Source organism: Paraburkholderia terricola (assembly GCF_900142195.1).
GTDB lineage: Bacteria > Pseudomonadota > Gammaproteobacteria > Burkholderiales > Burkholderiaceae > Paraburkholderia > Paraburkholderia terricola.
The window spans coordinates 1-20,836 of the sequence record NZ_FRAB01000039.1 but is presented as its reverse complement, the minus strand read 5'-3'; the positions used below and the strand labels follow the sequence as shown (position 1 = coordinate 20,836).

The 20,836-nt window shown below is 63.3% G+C and carries 24 protein-coding genes; 11 read left to right on the top strand and 13 right to left on the bottom strand.

Annotated elements, in window-relative coordinates:
• Positions 1-16: 16 nt before the first annotated feature.
• Positions 17-868, bottom strand: coding sequence for a LysR substrate-binding domain-containing protein (locus BUE39_RS25830; RefSeq protein ID WP_073431549.1), 852 nt, complete (start codon positions 866-868; stop codon positions 17-19).
• A gap of 123 nt (positions 869-991) precedes the next feature.
• Between BUE39_RS25830 and BUE39_RS25825 the strand changes: the two genes are divergently transcribed.
• The gene (locus BUE39_RS25825; RefSeq protein WP_073431548.1) at positions 992-1,888 is read left to right on the top strand and encodes a helix-turn-helix transcriptional regulator; all 897 of its coding nucleotides are present in this window, start codon (positions 992-994) and stop codon (positions 1,886-1,888) included.
• 64 nt (positions 1,889-1,952) lie between these two features.
• On the opposite strand, the gene BUE39_RS25820 is transcribed toward BUE39_RS25825, so the two are convergent.
• Together BUE39_RS25820 and BUE39_RS25815 are read right to left on the bottom strand one after the other, a co-directional pair.
• Positions 1,953-2,885, bottom strand: coding sequence for a helix-turn-helix transcriptional regulator (locus BUE39_RS25820; protein WP_073431547.1), 933 nt, complete (start codon positions 2,883-2,885; stop codon positions 1,953-1,955).
• A 118-nt stretch (positions 2,886-3,003) separates the two neighbouring features.
• Complete coding sequence (locus BUE39_RS25815) at positions 3,004-3,849, bottom strand: autoinducer binding domain-containing protein (RefSeq protein WP_073431546.1); 846 nt, start codon at positions 3,847-3,849, stop codon at positions 3,004-3,006.
• A 433-nt stretch (positions 3,850-4,282) separates the two neighbouring features.
• Here BUE39_RS25815 and BUE39_RS25810 point away from each other — a divergent pair, with 433 nt between their 5' ends.
• Positions 4,283-4,540, top strand: coding sequence for a hypothetical protein (locus tag BUE39_RS25810; protein ID WP_073431545.1), 258 nt, complete (start codon positions 4,283-4,285; stop codon positions 4,538-4,540).
• A 59-nt stretch (positions 4,541-4,599) separates the two neighbouring features.
• Here the strand turns inward: BUE39_RS25810 and BUE39_RS25805 are convergent, their stop codons facing one another.
• Positions 4,600-5,304 (bottom strand): response regulator, encoded by a 705-nt coding sequence (locus BUE39_RS25805; protein ID WP_083082827.1) that lies wholly within the window; start codon positions 5,302-5,304, stop codon positions 4,600-4,602.
• Between the two features lie 72 nt (positions 5,305-5,376).
• On the opposite strand from BUE39_RS25805, the gene BUE39_RS33835 reads away from it, so the two are divergent.
• The 7 genes from BUE39_RS33835 to BUE39_RS25760 all read left to right on the top strand — a co-directional run bounded on the left by BUE39_RS33835 (position 5,377) and on the right by BUE39_RS25760 (position 13,144).
• The gene (locus tag BUE39_RS33835) at positions 5,377-6,084 is read left to right on the top strand and encodes a YadA family autotransporter adhesin (RefSeq protein WP_083082825.1); all 708 of its coding nucleotides are present in this window, start codon (positions 5,377-5,379) and stop codon (positions 6,082-6,084) included.
• Between the two features lie 453 nt (positions 6,085-6,537).
• A complete protein-coding gene (locus BUE39_RS25785; RefSeq protein ID WP_073431544.1) occupies positions 6,538-8,859 on the top strand; it encodes a DUF3141 domain-containing protein in 2,322 nt (773 codons plus the stop codon).
• Positions 8,784-9,830, top strand: a complete 1,047-nt coding sequence (locus BUE39_RS25780) for a phosphate acetyltransferase (protein ID WP_176035764.1) — start codon at positions 8,784-8,786, stop codon at positions 9,828-9,830. The genes BUE39_RS25785 and BUE39_RS25780 overlap by 76 nt, the downstream gene beginning before the upstream one ends.
• A 4-nt stretch (positions 9,831-9,834) precedes the next feature.
• Positions 9,835-11,013, top strand: coding sequence for an acetate/propionate family kinase (locus BUE39_RS25775; protein ID WP_073431542.1), 1,179 nt, complete (start codon positions 9,835-9,837; stop codon positions 11,011-11,013).
• A 12-nt stretch (positions 11,014-11,025) separates the two neighbouring features.
• Positions 11,026-11,817, top strand: a complete 792-nt coding sequence (gene fabI / locus BUE39_RS25770; RefSeq protein ID WP_073431541.1) for an enoyl-ACP reductase FabI — start codon at positions 11,026-11,028, stop codon at positions 11,815-11,817.
• A 23-nt stretch (positions 11,818-11,840) separates the two neighbouring features.
• The gene (locus BUE39_RS25765; protein ID WP_073431540.1) at positions 11,841-12,095 is read left to right on the top strand and encodes an RNA-binding protein; all 255 of its coding nucleotides are present in this window, start codon (positions 11,841-11,843) and stop codon (positions 12,093-12,095) included.
• A gap of 131 nt (positions 12,096-12,226) precedes the next feature.
• Positions 12,227-13,144, top strand: a complete 918-nt coding sequence (locus BUE39_RS25760) for a hypothetical protein (protein ID WP_235004962.1) — start codon at positions 12,227-12,229, stop codon at positions 13,142-13,144.
• 80 nt (positions 13,145-13,224) lie between these two features.
• Here the strand turns inward: BUE39_RS25760 and BUE39_RS36040 are convergent, their stop codons facing one another.
• The 4 genes from BUE39_RS36040 to BUE39_RS25745 form a co-directional block, all read right to left on the bottom strand.
• Complete coding sequence (locus BUE39_RS36040; RefSeq protein WP_279613267.1) at positions 13,225-13,845, bottom strand: serine O-acetyltransferase; 621 nt, start codon at positions 13,843-13,845, stop codon at positions 13,225-13,227.
• A 146-nt stretch (positions 13,846-13,991) separates the two neighbouring features.
• Positions 13,992-14,168, bottom strand: coding sequence for a hypothetical protein (locus tag BUE39_RS35650; RefSeq protein ID WP_227470565.1), 177 nt, complete (start codon positions 14,166-14,168; stop codon positions 13,992-13,994).
• Between the two features lie 98 nt (positions 14,169-14,266).
• Positions 14,267-14,422 carry an NAD-dependent epimerase/dehydratase family protein gene (locus tag BUE39_RS35645; protein WP_235004969.1) on the bottom strand — a complete coding sequence of 52 codons (156 nt, stop codon included), beginning with the start codon at positions 14,420-14,422 and terminating at the stop codon, positions 14,267-14,269.
• Positions 14,423-14,491: 69 nt separating this feature from the next.
• The gene (locus tag BUE39_RS25745) at positions 14,492-14,803 is read right to left on the bottom strand and encodes an H-NS histone family protein (RefSeq protein WP_073431537.1); all 312 of its coding nucleotides are present in this window, start codon (positions 14,801-14,803) and stop codon (positions 14,492-14,494) included.
• Positions 14,804-14,938: 135 nt separating this feature from the next.
• Here BUE39_RS25745 and BUE39_RS25740 point away from each other — a divergent pair, with 135 nt between their 5' ends.
• Positions 14,939-15,565, top strand: coding sequence for a TetR/AcrR family transcriptional regulator (locus BUE39_RS25740; protein WP_073431536.1), 627 nt, complete (start codon positions 14,939-14,941; stop codon positions 15,563-15,565).
• Positions 15,566-15,631: 66 nt separating this feature from the next.
• Here the strand turns inward: BUE39_RS25740 and BUE39_RS25735 are convergent, their stop codons facing one another.
• The 3 genes from BUE39_RS25735 to BUE39_RS25725 form a co-directional block, all read right to left on the bottom strand.
• Positions 15,632-16,936, bottom strand: a complete 1,305-nt coding sequence (locus BUE39_RS25735) for an SUMF1/EgtB/PvdO family nonheme iron enzyme (RefSeq protein WP_073431535.1) — start codon at positions 16,934-16,936, stop codon at positions 15,632-15,634.
• 130 nt (positions 16,937-17,066) lie between these two features.
• A complete protein-coding gene (locus BUE39_RS25730) occupies positions 17,067-17,855 on the bottom strand; it encodes a helix-turn-helix domain-containing protein (RefSeq protein WP_412534871.1) in 789 nt (262 codons plus the stop codon).
• Between the two features lie 210 nt (positions 17,856-18,065).
• The gene (locus BUE39_RS25725) at positions 18,066-18,545 is read right to left on the bottom strand and encodes a universal stress protein (RefSeq protein WP_073431534.1); all 480 of its coding nucleotides are present in this window, start codon (positions 18,543-18,545) and stop codon (positions 18,066-18,068) included.
• A gap of 288 nt (positions 18,546-18,833) precedes the next feature.
• Here BUE39_RS25725 and BUE39_RS25720 point away from each other — a divergent pair, with 288 nt between their 5' ends.
• Entirely contained in the window at positions 18,834-19,523 is a 690-nt protein-coding gene (locus BUE39_RS25720; RefSeq protein ID WP_073431533.1) for a FadR/GntR family transcriptional regulator, read from the top strand.
• Between the two features lie 162 nt (positions 19,524-19,685).
• Here BUE39_RS25720 and BUE39_RS25715 read toward each other — a convergent pair whose 3' ends face one another.
• Both BUE39_RS25715 and BUE39_RS25710 read right to left on the bottom strand, forming a co-directional pair.
• Positions 19,686-20,279, bottom strand: a complete 594-nt coding sequence (locus BUE39_RS25715) for an acyl-homoserine-lactone synthase (protein WP_073431532.1) — start codon at positions 20,277-20,279, stop codon at positions 19,686-19,688.
• 241 nt (positions 20,280-20,520) lie between these two features.
• On the bottom strand, positions 20,521-20,836 hold a 316-nt coding region (locus tag BUE39_RS25710; protein ID WP_200799515.1), incomplete at its 5' end, for a transposase.

Here is a 20,836-nt window from a genome sequence, read left to right as displayed (position 1 = left end):
TCGGGGCGAACTTGCGTTAGTTCGGATCGCCAGGAGTAGGCAGCACCGCGTTGCAGATTTCATCGACGGTGGCGGGCGCGGCATGGGGCGCGGCGAACACGGTGAATTCCACCTTCGGCAGCGCCGGCAGCCGCGGCTCGCCGGCGAGCGTCTGGAGTCCGCCTCCCAACTGGCCGCGCACGGCCGGCATCACGGCGAAGCCGGCCAGTGCCGCGGCGCGCAGCCCCGCGCTGCTCGGGCAGACCATCGCGATGCGGCAGCTTACGCCGGCTTGCGCGAGCGCGGTGAGCGCCGCTTCGCGATAGGGGCAGGGCTCGGGAAAGAGTGCCAGCGGCACCGGCAGCGCAGGGTCGAGCGCCGCGCCTTCGGCGAACGCCCAGACGAGCGGTTCGCGCCACAGCAGGCGGCCGGGGCGCGCGTCGTGGCAGCGGCCGCCGATCACCAGATCGAGTTCGCCTTCGTCCATGATTTGCAGCAGATGCGCGGGAATGCCGACTCTGACGTCGACCGTCAGGCCGGGGCGGCTGGCGGCGAATCGCTGCAGCGCCTGCATCAACGCGGCGCTGACGATGTCCTCGGAGAGCCCGATGCGCATCGGACCTCGGGGCGACACGCGGGTCAGTTGCGTGAGCGCGTCCTGATTGAGCGCGAGGATGGCGCGCGCGTAGCCCATCAGCAATTCGCCGTCCGATGTCAGCGTGACGGAACGCGTGGTGCGAAACAGCAGGCTTTTTCCGGCCTGTTCCTCGAGCCGCCGCAAGTGCGCGCTGATCGCGGATTGGGTCAGATGCAAACGGTTCGCCGCGCGCGTGAAGCCGCCTTCCTGAACGACGGTCACGAAGGATCGCAGAAGCACGGTATCAAACATGGTTCACTCGAAACGCTCCCTGAAGTCCGACGATGTTACTTTCAATTCACGAAGACAGGCTGGGATAGTGTGACGAGGACGGATCGCTTACCGCTTTACTCTCACGTTCACCGGAGCAGTCCAATGCATGGCTTTTCGGTACCGTTGATCGACATGGAGCGCCGCCAGGCCGGCGGGCAACCCGCCGCGGCGGGAGCCGCGCAGACCGCCGACGCGCCGCCGGAATTGATCTGGCATACGGATCGCGATCTCGCGGCGGATTCCACCGCGCGCCGCCCGGACGCGCAATCGCATCTGATCCGGGAACTGGCGTCGGCGGCCACGCCGGCGGAGCGCATGCGGCTTTTCGCGGGCTTGCTGCGGATCATCGGCTTCAATACGGTCGCTTATGTGACGCTGCAAGTCGTCAACGAGCGGGTGGCGCGCGCGTTCATGGTGGAGGGCCTGGTGCCGGCGCAGTTTCGCGGCAATTACTTCCACGAACGTTATTTCGAAGTCGATCCTCGCCTCGCGATCGGCCGTGCGCATGCGCCGCCGGTCGTGTGGGACCTGTCGCAACTGAACAAGGCGTGCAGGAGCCGCGGCCGCGATCCGCGCGCGAACCGCTTCCTGCAGGAGATGGACGCCGACGGCATGCGCTCGGGCATCATGCTCGGCCTGCCGGTTCCATCGAGCGGTTTCCAGGTGATCGTCAGTTTCACGTCGATGAACCCGAGGAACAAGTGGATCGACAGCAGCATCCTCGCGCAGACGCTTGGGCTCGGTTTATCGCTGCATCAGCTTGCGGCCGCGTACCGGCGCACGATCGCGCGGCAGTCCGTGGGGGCGACGGTGTCGGAGAGGCAGCGGGAGATTCTGCTGTGCGTGGCGTCCGGTCTGTCGGACAAGCAGATCGCGTTGCGGCTGCATACGAGCGTGCATAACGTCGACTATCACTTGCGGCTGCTGCGCAAAACGTATGGCGTTCGCCATCGCTCGGAGCTGGCGTATCTGGCGGGACGTTTGCGCTTGAATGGATGAACGCGAACGTCCGTGCGCGATCGTGCTGCATGGCCTCCTCACGCGCCGCACGAGCGCGCTGACGTCACGAGGTCGGCATCTGCCCCGCCAGAAAAGCCAGTTGCGTGCGGTTGGTCACGCCGCATTTCTGGCGCAGCCGCCGCAGATGGTAGTCGACGTTGTGCGCGGTGATATGCATGCGCAACGCGATTTCCTTGTCGGACAGGCCGGCCGCCAGGAAGCCGAGAATGCGCATCTGCGGCGCCGATAATTCGGCTGCCGATTCGCGCCGGTTGATCGCGCGCACATACGCCGAAAAGCGCTGATGCACCGACAGGCCCAACGTCAACGACTGCACCACGACGCTGTCGGTGATCCATCCCGCCTGCTCGCTCGGCGCGGCGAAACTGATGATCGAGCGCAGCCGCGTGTGCGGAATCGGCAGGCCGAAGATCAGGCCGCTGCCGATGCCGCCGTCGCGCATCTCGTCGAACATCGCGCGCATGCCCGGCGGTGAGCCCGCGCGGCGCCACGCTTCGACGAGCCGCCGCCGGTCCCAGACGTGCGGCGCGCTGCCTGTCAGCGCGGCGGCGAAGCGCGGATCATGACGGTGATAGCCGGCTTCGAAATAGTGCGGCGCGAGATTCGCCGACAGATAGCTGCGCGGAAAATAAAGACGCTCCGGGCGGCCCTGCGCGTCGAGCTTCACCGTCAGATAGCCGAGTTCGCTGAAGCCGACGAGGCGCAGCATGCCGCGCACGAGGCGCATCCGCTCGTCGGTATTGCGGGCGGCGCCGAGGTTGGCGGCGATATGGGTTTCGCCGCCCAGTTCGTCGCGGCGGATCGTGCCCAGCAGTTCCGCTTCGTCGAAGTAGCTGATGTCAGGCGTGTCGACGGCTCGCGCCGTGACCGCCGCCTCGCTCGCCGAGGCCGACGGCTTGCGGTCGTAGCCGCTCATCGCCATGCGGCGCACCGCGAGGCCCGCAGGCTCGTTCAGAACCTCCGTTCCGTATGTCATACGCTCCCCCTGTTGTCGTTATGGACACACCTCGGCCCCGGCGAATCGTGTCGCCGGATGTCCCGTAGCCAGGTGGTGGTGCGGCCGTCCGCGTGACAGCGGCCGCGAGCGTACAGCGTCAGTCGCCGAGAATGCAGCCCGCGATATACGCGAGCTGCACGCGGTTCTGCGCGTTATAGATTTTCTTCAGTTGCCGCAAGTGATAGCCGACGTTGTGCGCCGACATCGACAGGGATTCGGCCATTTCACGATCGCTCAAGCCCTGCGTGACGAAGCGCAGGATCGAACGCTGCACGTCGTTGAGCGTATCGGCCGTCAGCGAGGGCAGCAGACTGCGCGCGCGCGCCTCGATGAAGGTGTGCAGGCCCACGCCGATTGCGTACGCTTCGCCGAGCGTGGTGTCCGCGATCCAGCCGCGACCCGTTTGCGTGCTCGACAGCGTGATGATGCAGTGCTCGAGCGGATTGCCGGTGGCGAGGCCGACACTCACGCCGCTCTGCAGGCCCGCCTGCTTCGCCGCATGGCTGAAGCGGCGCGCGAAGGCTTCGCAGCGCTCGGCCATCGGCGTGGAAAACATCGATTCCAGATCCCACGCGAACGGCCATTCGAAACGGCACGCATAGGCCACGCGCGGATCGATTTGGAAGAACTGCTCGCGCCCATAGCGCTCGGCCCAGCCGGGCGGCGAGTAAGTGTCGAACCAGGCGGCGCGGCTGACGAATTCGCCAATCCGCACGATATGGCAATAGCAGAGCGAGTCGAACCCCGCGCGCTGGATCACTTCACGCATGAGCGCTTGCCGTGCCTCGCTGCCCGGTGCTTCGAGCAACTGCCGGCCGATACCGGCCAGCCCCTGCCCACCGGCGCTCAGCGCCGTGTCCGGCGCCGCCTGTGCGCCCTCGTGATCGAGTTGGGTATCGCCGAAGGTGAATAAAGCGGTGTGCTCTTCGCCCGTTTCGCTCATTGATTGATTTTCCGCTGGAACTTCGTGTTCCGTTTTGCCGCTCCGCAAGCGCCCGACAGGCCTACGCGGAGCTGGCTCGCGCTCGCGCCGATTCGGGCAAGCGAGCGCCGGGACGTGGCTCAATTCTAGAAGCGAATAAATCGTCCGACAATTGGCACTCGCGTAGTTTTCGGAGTGTGCAGGGGTTTCGGGTGACGTAAAACTACGAACTCGCGTGACGAAACCGCAATGGCGAGTTAATTCGAAGGCGCCGCGGGAACGATATGCCGATTGATTTAACGAAAGCCGTTAATTCGGCAGATTTTACGGTTTGCCACATTTTTATTAAAGCATTTCTGGTTTCAGGTATGACGCGTGCGGTTCGTGCCTTCAGATGATCGCGGTTGTGCGATCGCGGTTTCTTTAACTCATTGCGCTCGAAATGGAGCCTGTGATGTTCGTTGTCTATTGGCTCGAAAGTGGACTCGACAGCGCGAGCGGCAACCCCGGACAGGAATCCGCCCGCTTCAGGCGCTTCGACCCTGGCGCGCTCGCGGAAGCGCTCAAATTCACCGAGGTTTTACGCAATGCCCAATTGCAAGGCGGCGGCGTCAGCTTTGTGACGTTGTGCAGCGAGAATCCGCAATCGGTTGGACGCTCGGGCGCAGCGGACCCACCCGCGGACTATGCATGGAAGAAGCGCCGTTCATAGCGCGAGTGGAAGCCTGTGCCTTCTCCTCGCGGCTTCGCGGCGGCGCGCAAGCGCGCCGCTCATTCGATGGCGAGGTTGCCCGCGGAACTGGTTCCGGGCGCATCGGTCGCGACCGCGAGCCCCGTTTCGTACGCAAACCGGAACAGATCGGCGTCGCGGTCGATACCGAGCTTGCGCATTGCCCGCGTCTTCTGCGAGCTGATGGTCTGCTTCGTGCGATGAAGCCGCTCCGCGATTTCGTTGACGGACATGCCGGATACAAAAAGCCGCACCACTTCCATTTCACGCGTGGTCAGCGTGCGCGTGCGTGCGCTCGCGTTAGAGGCGAGTTCGGCGTGTGCGCCCTCGGGCGCGCGCGACGTGAGGCGGAAGTACGTGGCGCCCGCGTACACGGCATGAATCGCCGAGATCACGTGACCGGTGTCATGCGATTTGCCCAATACCCCATGCACCCCGAGGTTGGCGATCTCCTGAGCGATAGCGGGGTTTTCTATGGTTGTGAAGACCACGATCTTGAGCGCCGGATAAGTCCTTCGCAGGTAAGCGAGAAGGGTCATGCCGTCGCCATACTCGCCGCCGGGCATTGCGTAGTCGGTGATGACGACGTCGCAGGGCACCGCGTTCAGCAGCCTGATACGTTCGCCCGAATCTCCGGCGGTACCCACGACGTCCAGCGTGGGAAGCACGGACAGCGCATGTTTGATACCCGAAAGCAGTGCCGGATGATCGTCGGCGAGTACGACACGAATCTTCATCGTGCTCATGTGGACCCCCGCAGAATATAAGAATGAATGTAGGCGGACTGGCTCGTGACTGTACCCGAAATTGACCCTCAGATGAACGACCGTGTGTCGAACATCGAAAGCGGCGCGTCGGGTGGCGGCACGATCGATCCGTCGCTGCCGGGCAGCGGCGATGGCAGTGTGCAGGTGGGCTCAAACGCGAACGCGTCGGGTTCGAACAGCACGGCGCTCGGCAACGGCGCGGTGGCAACGGGCATCAACAGCACGGCCACGGGTGTCGGCGCGACGGCGTCGGGTAGCAGCAGCACGGCGAACGGTGCGGGCGCAATGGCATCGGGTGAGAACAGCACGGCACTGGGCGCGAACGCCAGCGCGAATGGAAACAACTCCGTCGCACTGGGCGCGGGTTCGGTGGCGGATCGGGACAACAGCGTCTCGGTGGGCTCGATCGGCAACGAACGCCAGATCACCAACGTCGCGGCGGGCACCGCACCGACCGATGCGGTCAACGTGCAGCAGATGAACGACCAGATCGGCAGCGTGCGCTCCGACATGGAAGGCTATCGCCGCGACTCGAACGCGGGAACGGCGTCCGCCGTCGCACTGAGCATGCTGCCGCAGGCACCGGCTGCCGGAAAGAGCGTGGTGGGCATGTCGGGCGGCACATATGGCGGACAGTCGGCAGTCGCATTCGGTCTGTCGACCTACACGCCTAACGGCAAGTGGATCCTGAAGGGCGGTGGTTCGACCAACTCGCGCGGCACGGTAGCGGTCGGCGCTAGTGCCGGGTATGTCTGGTAATTCGCCGATGACCTGACTGCTGCATGCAGTCATTGCAGGGCCAAGGACGTTCGAGAAATCGGCGTCCTTTTTTTATGGAGTCGAGGTTTTGTCGCGGTGCCGGCAATGCTCCCCTTGTTTCCCGCGTTACCTGCTCGTGCATTCCCTCCACCTCCTCGACGTGGCTGGCACTGCTGACTTCGTCGTTCAAAACGTGACCACGCCGCCGCGTGTTTCGAAGCAGGCGCGGACACTTCGTCAGCACCATTAGATGCGCCCCGCATTGGTGCGGCATCCTGCCTTCGTCTATCGGCAGCCGCACGATTGATCTAGGTCACAACAGACCAAAGCCGCACGCGTACGCTGCACGAGTTGCATGCGTTATCGGTGCGCGCACGAATCATCGAGCCCGCCAGCAGCCTGCGGGGCAGCCGCTAGCGCGGCTCAATCAATGTAGCAACGGAGGACGGTGTCATGGACGCAGCCACGCAATTGGCGCGCAGTCAGGAAATTGCCGGGAAAGTCGCGTGCGTGCTGGAAAAGCGCACGCAGAACGCAATGGAGCAATACGGGAAACGGTTGCGCGCAGCCGTCGACGGCGACGCCGGCAGCGACCAGAGCGTGACCTCATTCGCGGCGCAACTCAACCCCTTGAGCGCATGGCATTACGCCGTCGACGTCGCACAGCGCTCGCTGCTGTTCTGGGACACGATGCGCGAGCGCGGCACGCAATACGTCGAACGCGCTTCGCAGGAACTCAAGCCCGCGCTTCATTTCGACTACGACATCGTGCTCGACGCGAGGCATTTCCCGCGCCCCGTCAATTACGCGCTGCTGTATATCAAGCCGCCCGAAGGCGTGATCGTCGACGCGAAAAAGCGGCCTTATCTGATCATCGATCCGCGCGCCGGCCACGGTCCGGGCATTGGCGGCTTCAGAGACGATTCGCAGGTCGGCGTCGCGCTGCGCGCGGGCCACCCCGTGTACTTCGTCGTGTTCTTCCAGAACCCCGAACCCGGCCAGACCCTGCTCGACGTATGCGCCGCCGAACAGGAGTTCGTCAGGAAGGTGCGTGCGCTGCATCCCGACAGCGCGAAGCCGGCCATCATCGGCAACTGCCAGGGCGGCTGGGCCGCGATGATGCTCGCGAGTTCGTCGGCGGAGGATACCGGTCCCGTCGTCATCAACGGCGCGCCGATGTCGTACTGGAGCGGCGCGTGGAGCGACGGCGCAGGCGACAATCCGATGCGCTATGCGGGCGGGATACTGGGCGGCACGTGGCTCGCGTCGTTTTCGTCCGATCTCGGCAACGGCAAGTTCGATGGCGCCTATCTCGTGCAGAACTTCGAGAACCTGAACCCGGCCAACACGTTGTGGGACAAGTACTACCACGTCTACGACAACATCGACACGGAGCCGCCACGCTTTCTGGAATTCGAGCGCTGGTGGGGCGGCTACTACCTGATGAACCGCGAAGAGATCGAGTGGATCACGCGCAATCTGTTCATCGGCAACAAGCTCTGGTCGGGCGAAGTGCGCGGCGTTTCGGGCAAGGCGTTCGACCTGCGCGAGATCCGCTCGCCGATCATCCTGTTCGCCTCGATGGGCGACAACATCACGCCGCCGCAGCAGGCCTTCAACTGGGTGACCGATCTCTATGGCAGCACCGAGGAAATCAAGGCGCGCGGCCAGGTCATCATCGGGCTGATGGACCAGGAGGCCGGACATCTTGGCGTTTTCGTGTCGGGCAAGGTGGCGAAGAAGCAGCATGCGCAGATTGTCAACGTGCTCGAGATGATCGAGACGCTCGCGCCGGGCCTCTACGCGATGCTGATCGACGAGGTGAACGGCGCCGACGGGAAGGTCGCTTACGAGGTGACATTCGTCGAACATCGTCTCGAAGAAATCGCGCAGCATTTCAACCGCTTCAAGCGCGAGGACGAAAAGCCGTTCGAAGCCGTTGCCGAGCTTTCCGAATTCAACCAGCGCGCCTATGAATTGTTCATGCAGCCCTACGTTCAGTGGATGTCGAACGAGACCACTGCGCGATGCCTGCGCCAGTTTCATCCGCTACGCTTTCAGCGCTGGGCCTTTTCGGATCTGAATCCGTGGCTTGCCTGGCTGCGCCCGGCGGCTGAAGCGGTCAAGGCGAACCGGCAGCATGCCGACGATATCGCGCCGTGGCGCGCGCTCGAACATCGCGGCGCGGAAATCGTCAGCGCCTCGCTCGACCACTATCGGGCGATGCGCGACGCCGGCACCGAGTCGCTGTTCTTCAGCCTCTACACCGCGCCCTTCCTGCTTCATTTCGCGCAACGGTATCGCAGTCGCGAGATCGCCGTGTCCACGGCTACTAATCCGCGCGAACTGCCTTTCGTGAAGGAGGCATTGGCGTCAATCGCGCAGGGCGGCTACGACGAAGCGGTTGCGCGCGCGGCCTTCCTGCTTGGACGCAGCGGCGAGCCGCTCTCGCTTGCCCGGCTTGCGACGCAGCGTGAACTGGCTGAAGCCTACGCCGAATATCTGCCGAGCTTGCCGCCCGATCAGTGGCGGCGCGTTCGCGGCGAACAGGAACTCATCGCGACTTATGAGCCGCAACAGGCCATCGCGACGCTTCCCGCGCTGCTCGCCAAACCGGACGACCGCCAGCGGCTGCTGACGTTGCTGGACAGTCTGCTGGCCGACACGCGCGTGCAAAGCGTGCCGCCGACCGCGCACCAATGGGACGCGTTGCAACGCATTCGCGCGGTGCTCGGCGCGGCTCCCGCGGTGCGGCCAGAGCACGCTCTGTCATGAGCGTGCCCATATTTCCCACTGAGGACTCGTCCGTGGAACCCAGACACGCGAAGTATCGCCAGCTCATTGCCCACTGTCAGACACTCGCGCCGATGCCCACGGCCGTGGTCCATCCATGCGACAGAAGCTCGCTGGAAGGCGCCGTGGAAGCGGCGCGCAGCGGCCTGATCGTGCCGATCCTCGTCGGGCCGCGCGCTCGCATCGAATCGCTTGCCGCCGAGTGCAAGCTTTCGATTAGCGATTATCAGATCGTCGACGCGCCGTTCAGCGAGGCCTCGGCAGCCGCGGCCACGCAACTGGTGCGCGAGGGCAAGGCCGAGGCGCTGATGAAAGGCAGCCTTCACACCGACGAGCTCATGGCCGAGGTCGTCCGGCGCGATGCGGGGCTGCGCACCGGCCGGCGCGTCAGCCATTGCTTCGTGATGGACGTGCCCGCCCACGCGGACGCGCTGATCGTCACCGACGCCGCCGTGAACATCGCGCCGACGCTGGAGGAAAAGGTCGACATCCTGCAAAACGCGATCGACCTTGCGCACGCGCTTCAGTTTCCGGAGGTACGGGTGGCGATTCTCTCGGCCATGGAGACCGTCAGCCCAAAGGTGCCCTCGACCATCGAAGCCGCCGCGCTATGCAAGATGGTGGATCGGCGGCAGATCACGGGTGCGCTCGTCGACGGCCCGCTTGCGCTCGATAACGCCATCGACCCCGAGGCCGCGCGCATCAAGCAGATCGATTCGCCCGTGGCCGGGCGCGCCAATGTCCTCATGGTGCCCGACCTCGAAGCGGGCAACATGCTTGCCAAGAGCCTGTCGTTCCTCGCGGGCGCGGACGCGGCCGGCATCGTGCTCGGAGCGCGTGTGCCGATCATCCTGACGAGCCGCGCGGATTCGCTCATTACGCGACTCGCCTCCTGTGCGGTGGCGGTGCTCGTCGCGCAGGCGCGGCGCGAAGCCGCGAAGATCGTCGGGTGACGTCATGGCAGATGTGATTCTGGTTCTGAACGCAGGCTCGTCGAGCATCAAGTTCTCCGCATTCGAGGAGCAGGGCGACGCGCTCGATCTGGTCGTGCATGGCCAGGTCGAGGGCCTGTACACGAGCACCGCGCGGTTCGAAGCCGTCGACCGTCACGGCGAGCACCATGCGAGTGAACGGAGCGACGGCGGCGAGCTGGACCACCGGCAAGGATTGGAGATTATCGGCGCGTTCCTGAGCGAGCATCGCGAAGGGCACAGCCTCGTCGCGATCGGCCATCGCGTCGTACACGGCGGGCAGCGCTTCAGCGGTCCCGTGCGAGTCACGCCTGACATAACGGACGAGTTGGAGAAGCTTACGCCGCTCGCGCCGCTGCATCAGCCGCACAACCTGAAGGCCGTCCGCATTCTCGGCGAATTGCAACCGGGCGTGCCTCAGGTGGCGTGCTTCGATACGGCTTTTCATCGCACGCAACCCGAGGTGGCCCAGGCGTTCGCGCTGCCCAGATCGATCACCGGCCTGGGCGTGCGGCGCTACGGCTTTCATGGGCTTTCCTACGAGTACATCGCGAGTGTGCTGCCCGACGTCGCGCCGAAGGCGGCAAGCGGACGCACCGTGGTCGCGCACCTTGGCAACGGCGCGAGCATGTGCGCGCTCGTGGCGGGCAGGAGCGTGGCGAGCACGATGGGTTTCACCGCCGTGGACGGATTGCCGATGGGTACGCGGTGCGGCAGCCTGGACCCCGGCGTCGTGCTCTACCTGATGGAAGCGCTCGGAATGGATGCGCATGCCGTCGAGGATCTGATCTATCGCCGCTCGGGTCTGCTCGGCGTATCCGGCGTATCGAGCGACATGCGCGTGCTGCTCGCCAGCGACGATCCTCACGCCCATTTCGCCATCGAGCTTTACATCTACCGCATATCGCGCGAGCTTGGCGCGCTTGCCGCGGCAATGGACGGGATCGACGCGCTGGTTTTCACGGCGGGAATCGGCGAGCATGCGGCGGCGATTCGCGAGGGCGTGGTGCGGCACGCGGCCTGGCTCGGCGCGGAACTCGACGCCGAAGCGAACCGCAACGGCGGAGCGCTCATCACCACGGCATCGAGCCGGATGTCGGCGTGGGTCATCCCGACCAACGAAGAGCTGATGATCGCGCGCCATACGCGCGAGGTTCTCAAATGAAGGAGCAACGTCATGTCGTCTGAACCCGCCGAGGGATTACGTCCTGTACTAGCGGGCATGAAAGCGCTGGTCACCGGCATTGCCAACGAACACTCGATTGCATACGGTTGCGCCAAGGCGTTTCGCGAGCTCGGCGCGGATCTGGCCATCACCTACGCCTCGGAGAAGGCGAAGCCTTATGTCGAACCGTTGGCGAGCGAGCTTGGCGCAGAGCTTCTGCTGCCGCTCGATGTCGGTGACGCGGCGCAGCTTCAATCGGTATTCGGGCAGATCGGGCAGCGCTGGGGACGTCTCGACATTCTGCTGCACTCCATCGCGTGGGCGCCGAAAGACGATCTGCATGGCGGACTGCTGCATTGCTCCAGCGAGGGCTTTGCGCGCGCGATGGACATTTCGTGTCATTCATTCGTGCGCATGGCGGCGCTTGCCGCGCCGCTCATGGACCAGGGCGGCACCCTGCTCACGATGAGCTATTACGGCGCCAACAAGGTCGTGCCGAACTACAGCGTGATGGGGCCGGTGAAGGCCGCGCTCGAAGCCTGCACGCGCTACCTCGCCTATGAGCTCGGACCGAAGGGCATTCGCGTGCATGCGATTTCGCCGGGTCCGCTCAAGACGCGGGCGGCCTCCGGCCTCAAGGACTTCGACCTGCTCCTCAACGAGGCGGTCGAACGCGCGCCGCTCGGCGAGCTGGTCGACATCATGGATGTGGGCTACACCTGCGCGTTTCTCGCCACGCCCTACGCGCGGCGGGTTTCCGGCGAAACGCTGTATGTCGACGGCGGCGTCAACATCATGGCCTGATCTGGCTTTGGAGAGAAAACATCATGGCTGAGCTTTTACTGGGTAATGTCGAAGAAAGCGTTCTGGACGAGGAAATCAGCGAGTTCCTGCAGAGATACGGCTTCCCTCCGTTCGATTCGATCGAGCGCGTGCCCGCGGGAATCGGACGGCCCGTCGCGCTGCTAATGTTCAGCAACCTTTCGGCGGAGGCACTCAACCTGCTCCGGTCGAGAATTCACAACATGTTCTGGAAGAATCACACCATCACTGCGCAGATCCTGCTGGAACGGGAAGACTGAGCCGCAAAAGAGGGCGACCAATGAGCATTCTGATCAGGCTGTTTCATCGTGAAGGCGCATCGGAAAAGCACACCCGGAATTCCGCACAGGTGAGCGACACCATCGAGCGCATTGCAAAACTGACTCCGCAGTTGCGGCTCGCGGAGCATTATCGTGAGCGCCTCGCGGCGTCGGTCACGACTTCGCTCGACTATGTCCGGGCATTGGTGGACGACATGCCGCCGGCACGCGAGGCGAGCGCATCCGCCTGGATGACGGACCCGTATATTCGGGCCTTTTTCGCCACGCCGGAAGAGGTGCCGCGCGTCCTGAGTCATGCCACTGAACTGCATGCCTATTTCGATGCCCACCCCTTGGCGAACGAGGTCTTCGCCGTGCTCGGCATGTCGATGACTGAACGGCGGACATTCGGCGTGGCGCAACGCGAATCGACGGCGCGTACCGACGTGCAACTCACCACCGTGAGCTTCAGCGATCACCGGGCACGCGTATGCGCCGACACCGAAGACACGCTTCGAGAGGAGATCGTGCGCCGTGTGGTGGATCAGCTCGTGCTCGTCGCCATCGAACGAATCGGGGCGGACGTGTCGCGCCGCGGCGAGCTCGAGCAGGAGCGTGCGCTGCTCAAGACGCGCCTGGCTCTGTTGCAGCGGCAAGGCAGCGGGATGAGCGCCGTGTTGGGCGCGCAGCCGTTGTCCAGTTTCGTGGAGGTGGCGCACCTGCAAGCGGAGCTGGAAAAGAACGACGCGGAGATGGCGCGTCTGGGACTCGCGACCGAGGCGATCGACCGTCGTCTGGAGACTATTGCCGAGGTACTCGGCTCGCCTGCGGAACACCTGCATGTAGTCAAGCGGGAACTGCGGCTCGATCACATGAACGTGATCGCGGAGAACGGATACGCTCGCGAGGGCGCAACGATCGAATTGAGGCTCGCAAGCATGCCGGAAACAGCGGGTGCGATGCGGGCGTTTGCGCTGGTGCGATTCGCACGCGTCGATTTACTGCCGGCGCCCAGCATGGCCGATGAAGAGCGAAAGTTCCTGGTCTGACGCCGCCGCGAACGCTATCGCATCGTGTGTCGGGGTGCCTTAAGCGTCAAAGGGGCGAATGTGTGAATGAAGGGCGGCGGCTAAACCTCTGATCGTTGACGAGGCTCGAGATGCGACGTCACCCAACGCCGCGTGATGTATCGCCCTTCCCGGTTCAGCGCCGCGTCGTTGGTCATGACGCGCGCCGGGCTACCGGCGACGGTTACGCCTGCGACCACGTCTCTCGTCACTACGCTGCCCGCTCCGATCGTGACGTTGTCGCCGATAGTCACTGCTTCGACGATGCAGACGTTAGGGCCGATATATACGTTGTTCCCAATCGTGGCGGCCTTGCCGTGATTGCTGCCAATCGTGGTGCATTGGGAAATATTGCAATTCGAACCGAACACGGCGGTTTCATTGACCACGATGCCGCCAAAATGCGAAATGAAGAAGCCCGGACCAATCGTGGTTCCAACGGGAATGACGATTCCAAATTTTCGTTGAGTCGCACGCAACTTTGCCCGAAGCATGAAACCGATTACGCCGTTCCGGTGAGCGCTCGCCAGGCGAAACCAGAACATGTAGTTGAAGCCCTCGTTGCCAATGAACTTCCTCATGAAGCATTTCAAGTCGATTCGCCCCGCCACGCGAAAGAGGTCGCTTTTTATCAGTTCAATAGTTGTTTTCATCGTTTTTGGCAACCGTTGAAAAGTCTTCACCTCCGGTACCTTATACCCATTCGACGCCAGGATATGTGAGGTACAAAACCATCCGTGGGAAGTAAAAGCAGGCCCCTGCCCCCTAGCGTAACGAGCATGCGGCGAATCCATTTGCGGCGAATCGCACCATCGGTACAGCAAGGAACTCAACCACGTTGCCCGGCATTCCGTAGCGCCGACGACCCATTCAGGTGCCATTCCAGCGTTCTTGCTATCCCTTTTTCACAGCTCTCGATCGGACGCCATTGCAGTTCGCGCATCGTCTTGCTCGCATCGATCGCGTAACGCCAATCATGACCAGGACGGTCGGCGACGAATTTCACGAGACGCGCATGCGGCGCTCCGTCGGGTCGAGCCGGTCCATCAGCGTGCAGATGAGCGCCACGATATCGACGTTTCTCCATTCGTTGCACCCCCGACGTTATAGGTTTCTCCCACCGTCGCGGATGTTGGAGCCATTGCCGCACACCGGAATATCGGCTCCCTCGAGGCAGCGCCTGACGACGGTCGGGATGAATTTCTCTTCATGCTGGTAGGGGCCGTAGTTGTTCGAGCAATGAGTGGTCGATACCGGCAGAGCCTCGTCGAGATCGCCCGGCGCCTCGGCGCACTCGTCTTGCGCTGGGCTCGCTAGGACCGGCCACGGCTAGTCCGATTCGGCGTCGTCGGACGGCTTGACCAGAAAATCGTTGTAGCTCCGGTTCCGGATCCAGGACGGCGCGCGTCCGCGGCCGCTCCAGGTGGCACCGGTCACGGGGTCCTGGTATTTCATCTGAAGCGGTTTGGTGTTGTAGGTGCCTCGCCGGTCGACGCGTAACTGGTTAGGCACGAGGTTGAAGAAGTTCATGACCTGGCGGACGTGTTCGATAGCCGCGTTCTGCTCCTGCTGCCAGGCGACCGATATCCGCTCATCGAGTTGCGCGAGCTGCTGCTTCAGCATCTTTACCCTGCTGCTCATGTTCTCTTTCCGTAATACATGACCAAGTTGTCGCCAGAGTCCGATAACCACATTGTGAGATTTCAAGTGAGATGTGAAATGCAATCGTAATACTATCGAGTTGAATTTTAAATATCAACTGATATCCTTCCGGCCATGTACACGGCGACCAAACCCCAGCGGCTGAGCCGCGAAGAAAGTCGATTGCAGACTCGGGCAGATTTGCTTGCTGCGGCGAAGCGGCTGTTTGTCGAGAAAGGTTTCGGTGGTACGTCTCTCAGGGATATCGCGGCCGAGGCAGGTTATACGCAGGGCGCTTTCTATTCGAACTTCGCGAGCAAGGAAGATCTGTTCGTGGAACTGATGCGAGAGCGGTCGAGGACGCAAGTGAGCGACATTGGCCGAACGTTGAGCGACCCGTCTGCGTCTGCGGACGACATATTGAACGCGTTGGAGGTCTGGGCGCAGACGCTCGATGCAGAGCCCGAATGGTCTGTGTTGGGCGTTGAATTCAAGCTTCAGGGACGCCGCAACCCCGTTTTTGCAACGGCCTCACAGGCGCTGCTGGACGCTCATCGTGATGGCCTTGCCTATTGCATCGGGCAGATTTTCGCCAGGCTGGAAAAAGTGCCGCCCGAATCGCCGACCGTATTGGCGGCGGCCTTCATGGGTCTCTCACAAGGCCTCGCGCTGCAGCGGTCGATGCTGGCCGAGGCGCCCATTGGACACATGATCATGGTGTTCCTGCGCAGCCTGTTGGCCGCGGCGCCGCGGGTGCGCTGATCTGCAAGAATGACCTTCGTTAAAGCGGAAGCCGGAGTTTGTTTCCAACTTCCGCTTGATGAGTCATCACCTCACGCACCGGAACCCCGCATACACATGCTGATAATGCGGCTGAAACCAGTTGCGGAACGCCGGTCGCAACATGCACCGCGCGGTGCGCGACGACCCGCCCTTGATCACGTAGTGCTGCCCGTCGAAAAAGTTGGCCGAATAGCCGGGATAAAACGGAAACGCTTCAAACCCCGGCAGTGCGTCGAACAGCGTCGACGTCCATTCCCAGCCATTCCCGAATTGACCTTCGACACCGAACGCGCTGACGTTATCCGGATACGCGTCGACCGGCTGCGGGTCCCAACTGCGAAAATCGAAATTGCCCGACGCGGCATGCGGCGCACCCTGCGCCGCGCGTTGCCATTGCGCCTCCGTGGGCAGCGCCTTGCCGGTCCAGCGTGCGTAGGCGCTCGCTTCGGCGTGGCTCACGTAGACGGGCCAGTCGAGCGGCAGCGGCACTTCGTCGAACATCGTGCGCAGCATCCATGCGCCTTGATCTCCGTCGGGCCGCGACCAGCAGGCGGGGTGCTCGATCTGCTCGGCTTGCCTCCACGCCCAATCGTTATCCGACCACCATTTGCGCTCGCGATAGCCGCCTGCCTCGATGAACTCGCGAAACGCGCCGTTCGTCACCATGTAGCGATCGATCTCGAAGGCGGGCACGTCGACGCGCATTTCGCCGAACTCGTTGTCCCAGCCGAAGCGGCCGCCGTCGCGCGGCATGCCGAGCAGCGCGGCGCCGGCCGGCACGCCGACCATCGAAGACAATTCGCCGCCGCGTTCGCCACGTGTGCGTACCGGCTCGCGCAAGTCCGTGACCTTCTGTTCGAGCGGTAGCTGATGCAGCATGTACGCGAGCGTTTCGGCATGCATCAGCCGATGCTCGATCGCGACATTCAGCAACTGCTCCGACGCGTCGGCTTGCGTGCCGCCGCGGCCGACACGCGCCGAGTCGGTCAGCGCATCGAGCTCGCGGTCGATCTGTTCGCGCGCGCGCGAACCATATGCGCGCACAGTGTCGAGCGACGGCCAGTCGCCTGGCTGATCGGTCGGAAAACCGCCGTCGACGGGGTCGATGCCGAAAGCGAAGAGCTGATCGAGCCGCGGGTCGAACGCCGGCAGATCGCACAAACGCTGATCGAACAGATTGCGATCGAACGCTTCCAGATGGCCGATGTAAAACACGATCCGGTGGCGCTCCCGGATCGGCCGTTCGTACAGAAACTCGGGTTTGACGATGGAAAACAATGCGTCGGTGACTTGACGCGCGTCGATGAGACGCTGGACGAGCGGGTGGTGCGGGGCGGGGTCGCGATTCATTTCGCCGGGTCTCCTTGCGGGGGACGGACTAAGACTGTACCCGGTCGCAGCAGCCATGCCAAGGCGAAAGCGCGCTGAAAAAGCATGTGGACGGGGGTCCGGCGGCGCGAGCCAGTCCCCGGCTCGCGGCTCAGACCTGCCGCAATCCTTCGAGATCGACGATGCGGATGCGCTTGCCTTGCGTGTCGATCAGGCCACGCTTTTGAAATCTTGACAGGGTGCGGCTCACGGTTTCGAGCGTCATGCCGAGATAGCTGCCCATGTCCTCGCGCGTCATGCGCAAGTTGAATTCCGCCGATGAATAGCCCCGCTGCGCATTGCGCTCGGAAACGTCGAGCAGGAATGCGGCGACACGTTCGTCCGCCGACAGCGAACCGAGCACGATCATCTGCGCGGCCTCGCGCACGATCTGCTCGCCGAGCAGCTTATGCAAACGCTCCTGCATCGGGCCGCTTTCGCGGCACAACGATTTGAGCGCGTCGTACGGGACGATGCAAACGGTGCTGTCTTCGAGCGCGAGCGCGCTGCATGCATGCACGTCGTCGCTGATGCCGTCGAGACCGAGCGCCTCGCCCGCGATGCGCAGGCCGGTCACCTGATCGCGGCCGTCACGATGCGCCATGACGGTTTTCATCGAGCCGGAGCGCACGGCGTAAATGTTGTCGAAGCGGTCGCCGCTGCGATACAGCGCTTCGCCGCGCCGCACGGAGCGCGCGGCGCAGATCAGCGTTTCGAGCTTCGACAGTTCGGCGGACGACAAACCTTGGGGCATGCAGAGCTGCCGCATCGCACAGCTCGAACAGCGCGCGGCGGTGCGCGCGGTCGCCCTCGGCGGCGCGATGTGGCGGCCGCGCAGCGGCGATTGCGCGGCGGGTTCGGCACTGCCGATGGAGCGAGCAGCAACGGTGGGAGTCAGCATGTTCGGCAGCCATTGATCGGGATGACAACGGATTGTCCCACCGGCCATGCGCGCCGCTTAGCGGCAAAACGACGCGTTCGCACGGTCGGGTCGCTTGCGCGACGTCAGACTGTTTGGCGTCGCGAATTGCCGCGCGTCGTGAGAAGGCGGAGCTCGCGGCTCTAGCCGTCGACGCAGCGCCGCCGCACTCGTGATGCGCCGCGAAGCGCGTCACGACGCCGAGCCGGCTTCCTTGCTTTCCTTGGCCGCGGCGGATGGAATCAGCAGCACGGGCAAGCTCGCTTGCCGTACGCAACGCTCGGCCACGCTGCCGAGAATCAGACGCTGGAAACCGCGCCTGCCGTGCGTGCCCATCACCAGCAGATCGGCGTTGAAATCGGCGGCCGCCTTCAGCACGACCGCGGAAACGTCGTCGAGCGACGACGCTTCGGTTACCACGAGTTCGCCCTTCACGCCTTGCGCGGCCATGAACCTGGCGAACTCCGCGCCGAGTTCCTTGCCTTCGTCGATGAGACGATTGCGCAGAACCGAAGGGTCGTAGCCCGGCGCTTCGAAGTACAACGGCGTGTTCTCGACCACATACAACGGCTGCAAAACCGCACCCGAGGATTTGGCGAGCGCGAGCGCTGCTTCGAACGCACGGCGCGAGGTTTGGCTGCCATCGACCGCTACAAGGATGCGTTGGTACATATCGACTCCGTGTCAGAAGGATTCGGATTGCCACAGCCGCTTGGCGGACCGGGCGGCTTGACGGTGCATGACCGCTTCGAGTTTTAATGATCGCTGAAAAACGGCCATGCGGCAGGATGTAAATCAAACACTTGTCAAATTCGACGACACCGCCGCCTGACGCGAGAGCGCCGTGCAGCAAGCACTGGCGGCCTTCATCGCAATCCATGACGCATATCGCCGGCTAGGGTGAAACATGATTTGCCTTACAATCAAAACCTACTCAGACAAGCTGCTTCAGCCCCGCTGATGAACGAGCGCAAAACGACGGGCTTGCCCGACAAAATCTACGGCGACATCCTCAATCGCATTCTCGAAGGCGAATACAAGGAAGGCGAACGGCTGCCCACCGAGCATGCGTTGGCCGAACGCTTTGCGACTTCGCGGCCGACCGTGCGCGAAGCCCTGGCGCGCTTGCGGGCGGACGGCATCATCATGACGCGGCATGGTTCGGGCACCACGGTCGCGCGGCGGCCCGATCCGGATGTGCGCCGTTTCGCGCCGCTCGAAACGCTGTCCGACATCCGCCGCTGCTATGAGTTTCGTATCGTGACGGAAGCGGGCGCGGCGGAGCAGGCGGCGCTCAAGGCCGACGCCGACGACATCGCCGCGATCCAGCACGCGTGGGAGCAACTGGAGCGCATCATCGAAACACGGGGTATCGGCGCAAAGGACGACTTCATGTTCCACCTGGCGGTGGCGCGCGCATCGAAGAATCCGTTTTTCATCACGGTCATGTCGTTTATCGAAGAGCAAATCGTGTTCAGCATGAACCTGTCGCGCAATCTGTCGCTCGTGAAAACGGTGGAGCGCCAACGGCTCGTGCAGGCCGAGCATATGGCGGTGCTCGACGCGATTCGCCGTAAGGACGCGCCCGCGGCCGGAAGGGCGATGCGGGCGCATCTCGAGAATGCGCTGGAGCGGATGTTCGGCTCCTAGGCTGGGACGTTCGCGTGCTTCACCGCAGTGTTGCGGGCGGAGCATGGAGCGGCACTGCGTCGCCGCACCACCGGGCCGTCCAGCTCCCGGCCCGGGGCGTGCGATTTGCCCGCTTGGTTGCCACCAAGCGGGCACGACTAAGCGGGCACTACCAAGCAGCCACTAAGCCGCGGCGGCGATCGGCCCGAACAGCGCGGTACGGGTTTTCGGACTCACCGCGATGTCCAGCGCGACGGCCCGCTCCACACCGATCTGCAACGGCGCGCCGAGCCGGCTGATCTCGATGCCGGTCTTGCGCAGCAGCCGTTCGATCGGCGTCGTCGTCACCGTGACGTAGCGCGTGATGCCCATGCGGTCCGCGAACGTGACGAGCTCGTGAATCGCCTGCATGGTCACATCGGCAAAGCCGAACGACTGCTCCTCGCCGCTGGTTTCGATCGCGAAGCGGCTCAGTTCCCAGATGTGCCTGCCGACCGGCGCCTCCGCGCCGTGCAGCAATTGCGGGAACGTGTCCTTGAGCATGTTGGGGCCTTCGGTGGGCATCAGGCGCCAACAGCCGCGCACCTGCCGGTCCTCGCCTTGAATCAGCATGTAATGCGGCCCGAGTGCGTCGTAGCCGTCTATTTCCATGCCCGCGATGGTGGGGATGTCCCATCCCAGACGCCCGTGAAAAACGCGGGCTCGTAGACGGTACATTTCGTTGATGTCGGCGTTGTCGAATTCCTGCCGCATTCCAATCCGGATTGCTGTTTGCATGACGTTCTCCTGAACGTGTTGGGGTACCCAATACGCAGGAAAACTTATGCATTCTGAATCTTTGCGCTACCTACCTACCTGGATAGGTGTGCATGCTTATCGGATAACGCAGAATTCGAGACAGCATCTGCACATAACCGACGGGACACGACAATGGAACTCCTCGAAAATCACTGGAAACCGCAAACCGATATTGAGATAAGGTCAAGTCTGGTGTATGGGCGGTTGATGGCCGGCGACGTCAAGCGGCGAGTTTCTGCTGAACCGGTTGGTCGCCTTGCACCGGCTCGCCGTCCCTGAAGGCAATGCCCTCCAGCAACAGCTTGATCTGCTCAGGGCCGTTGATGCGGCGCCAGGTTTTCTCGGCTTCCTCGATCAGCTTGAATGCCAGACCGAGGAAGGTCGGTCGCGACACGCAGTTGCGCGTGCGCGTGGTGCGATGACGCACGGTCGCGAACGTCGACTCAATCGCATTCGTCGTGCGCAGGTGCTGCCAGTGTTCGGCCGGAAAGTCGTAAAAGGCCAGCAGACTCTCCCGGTCCTTCTTCAGCGTCTCA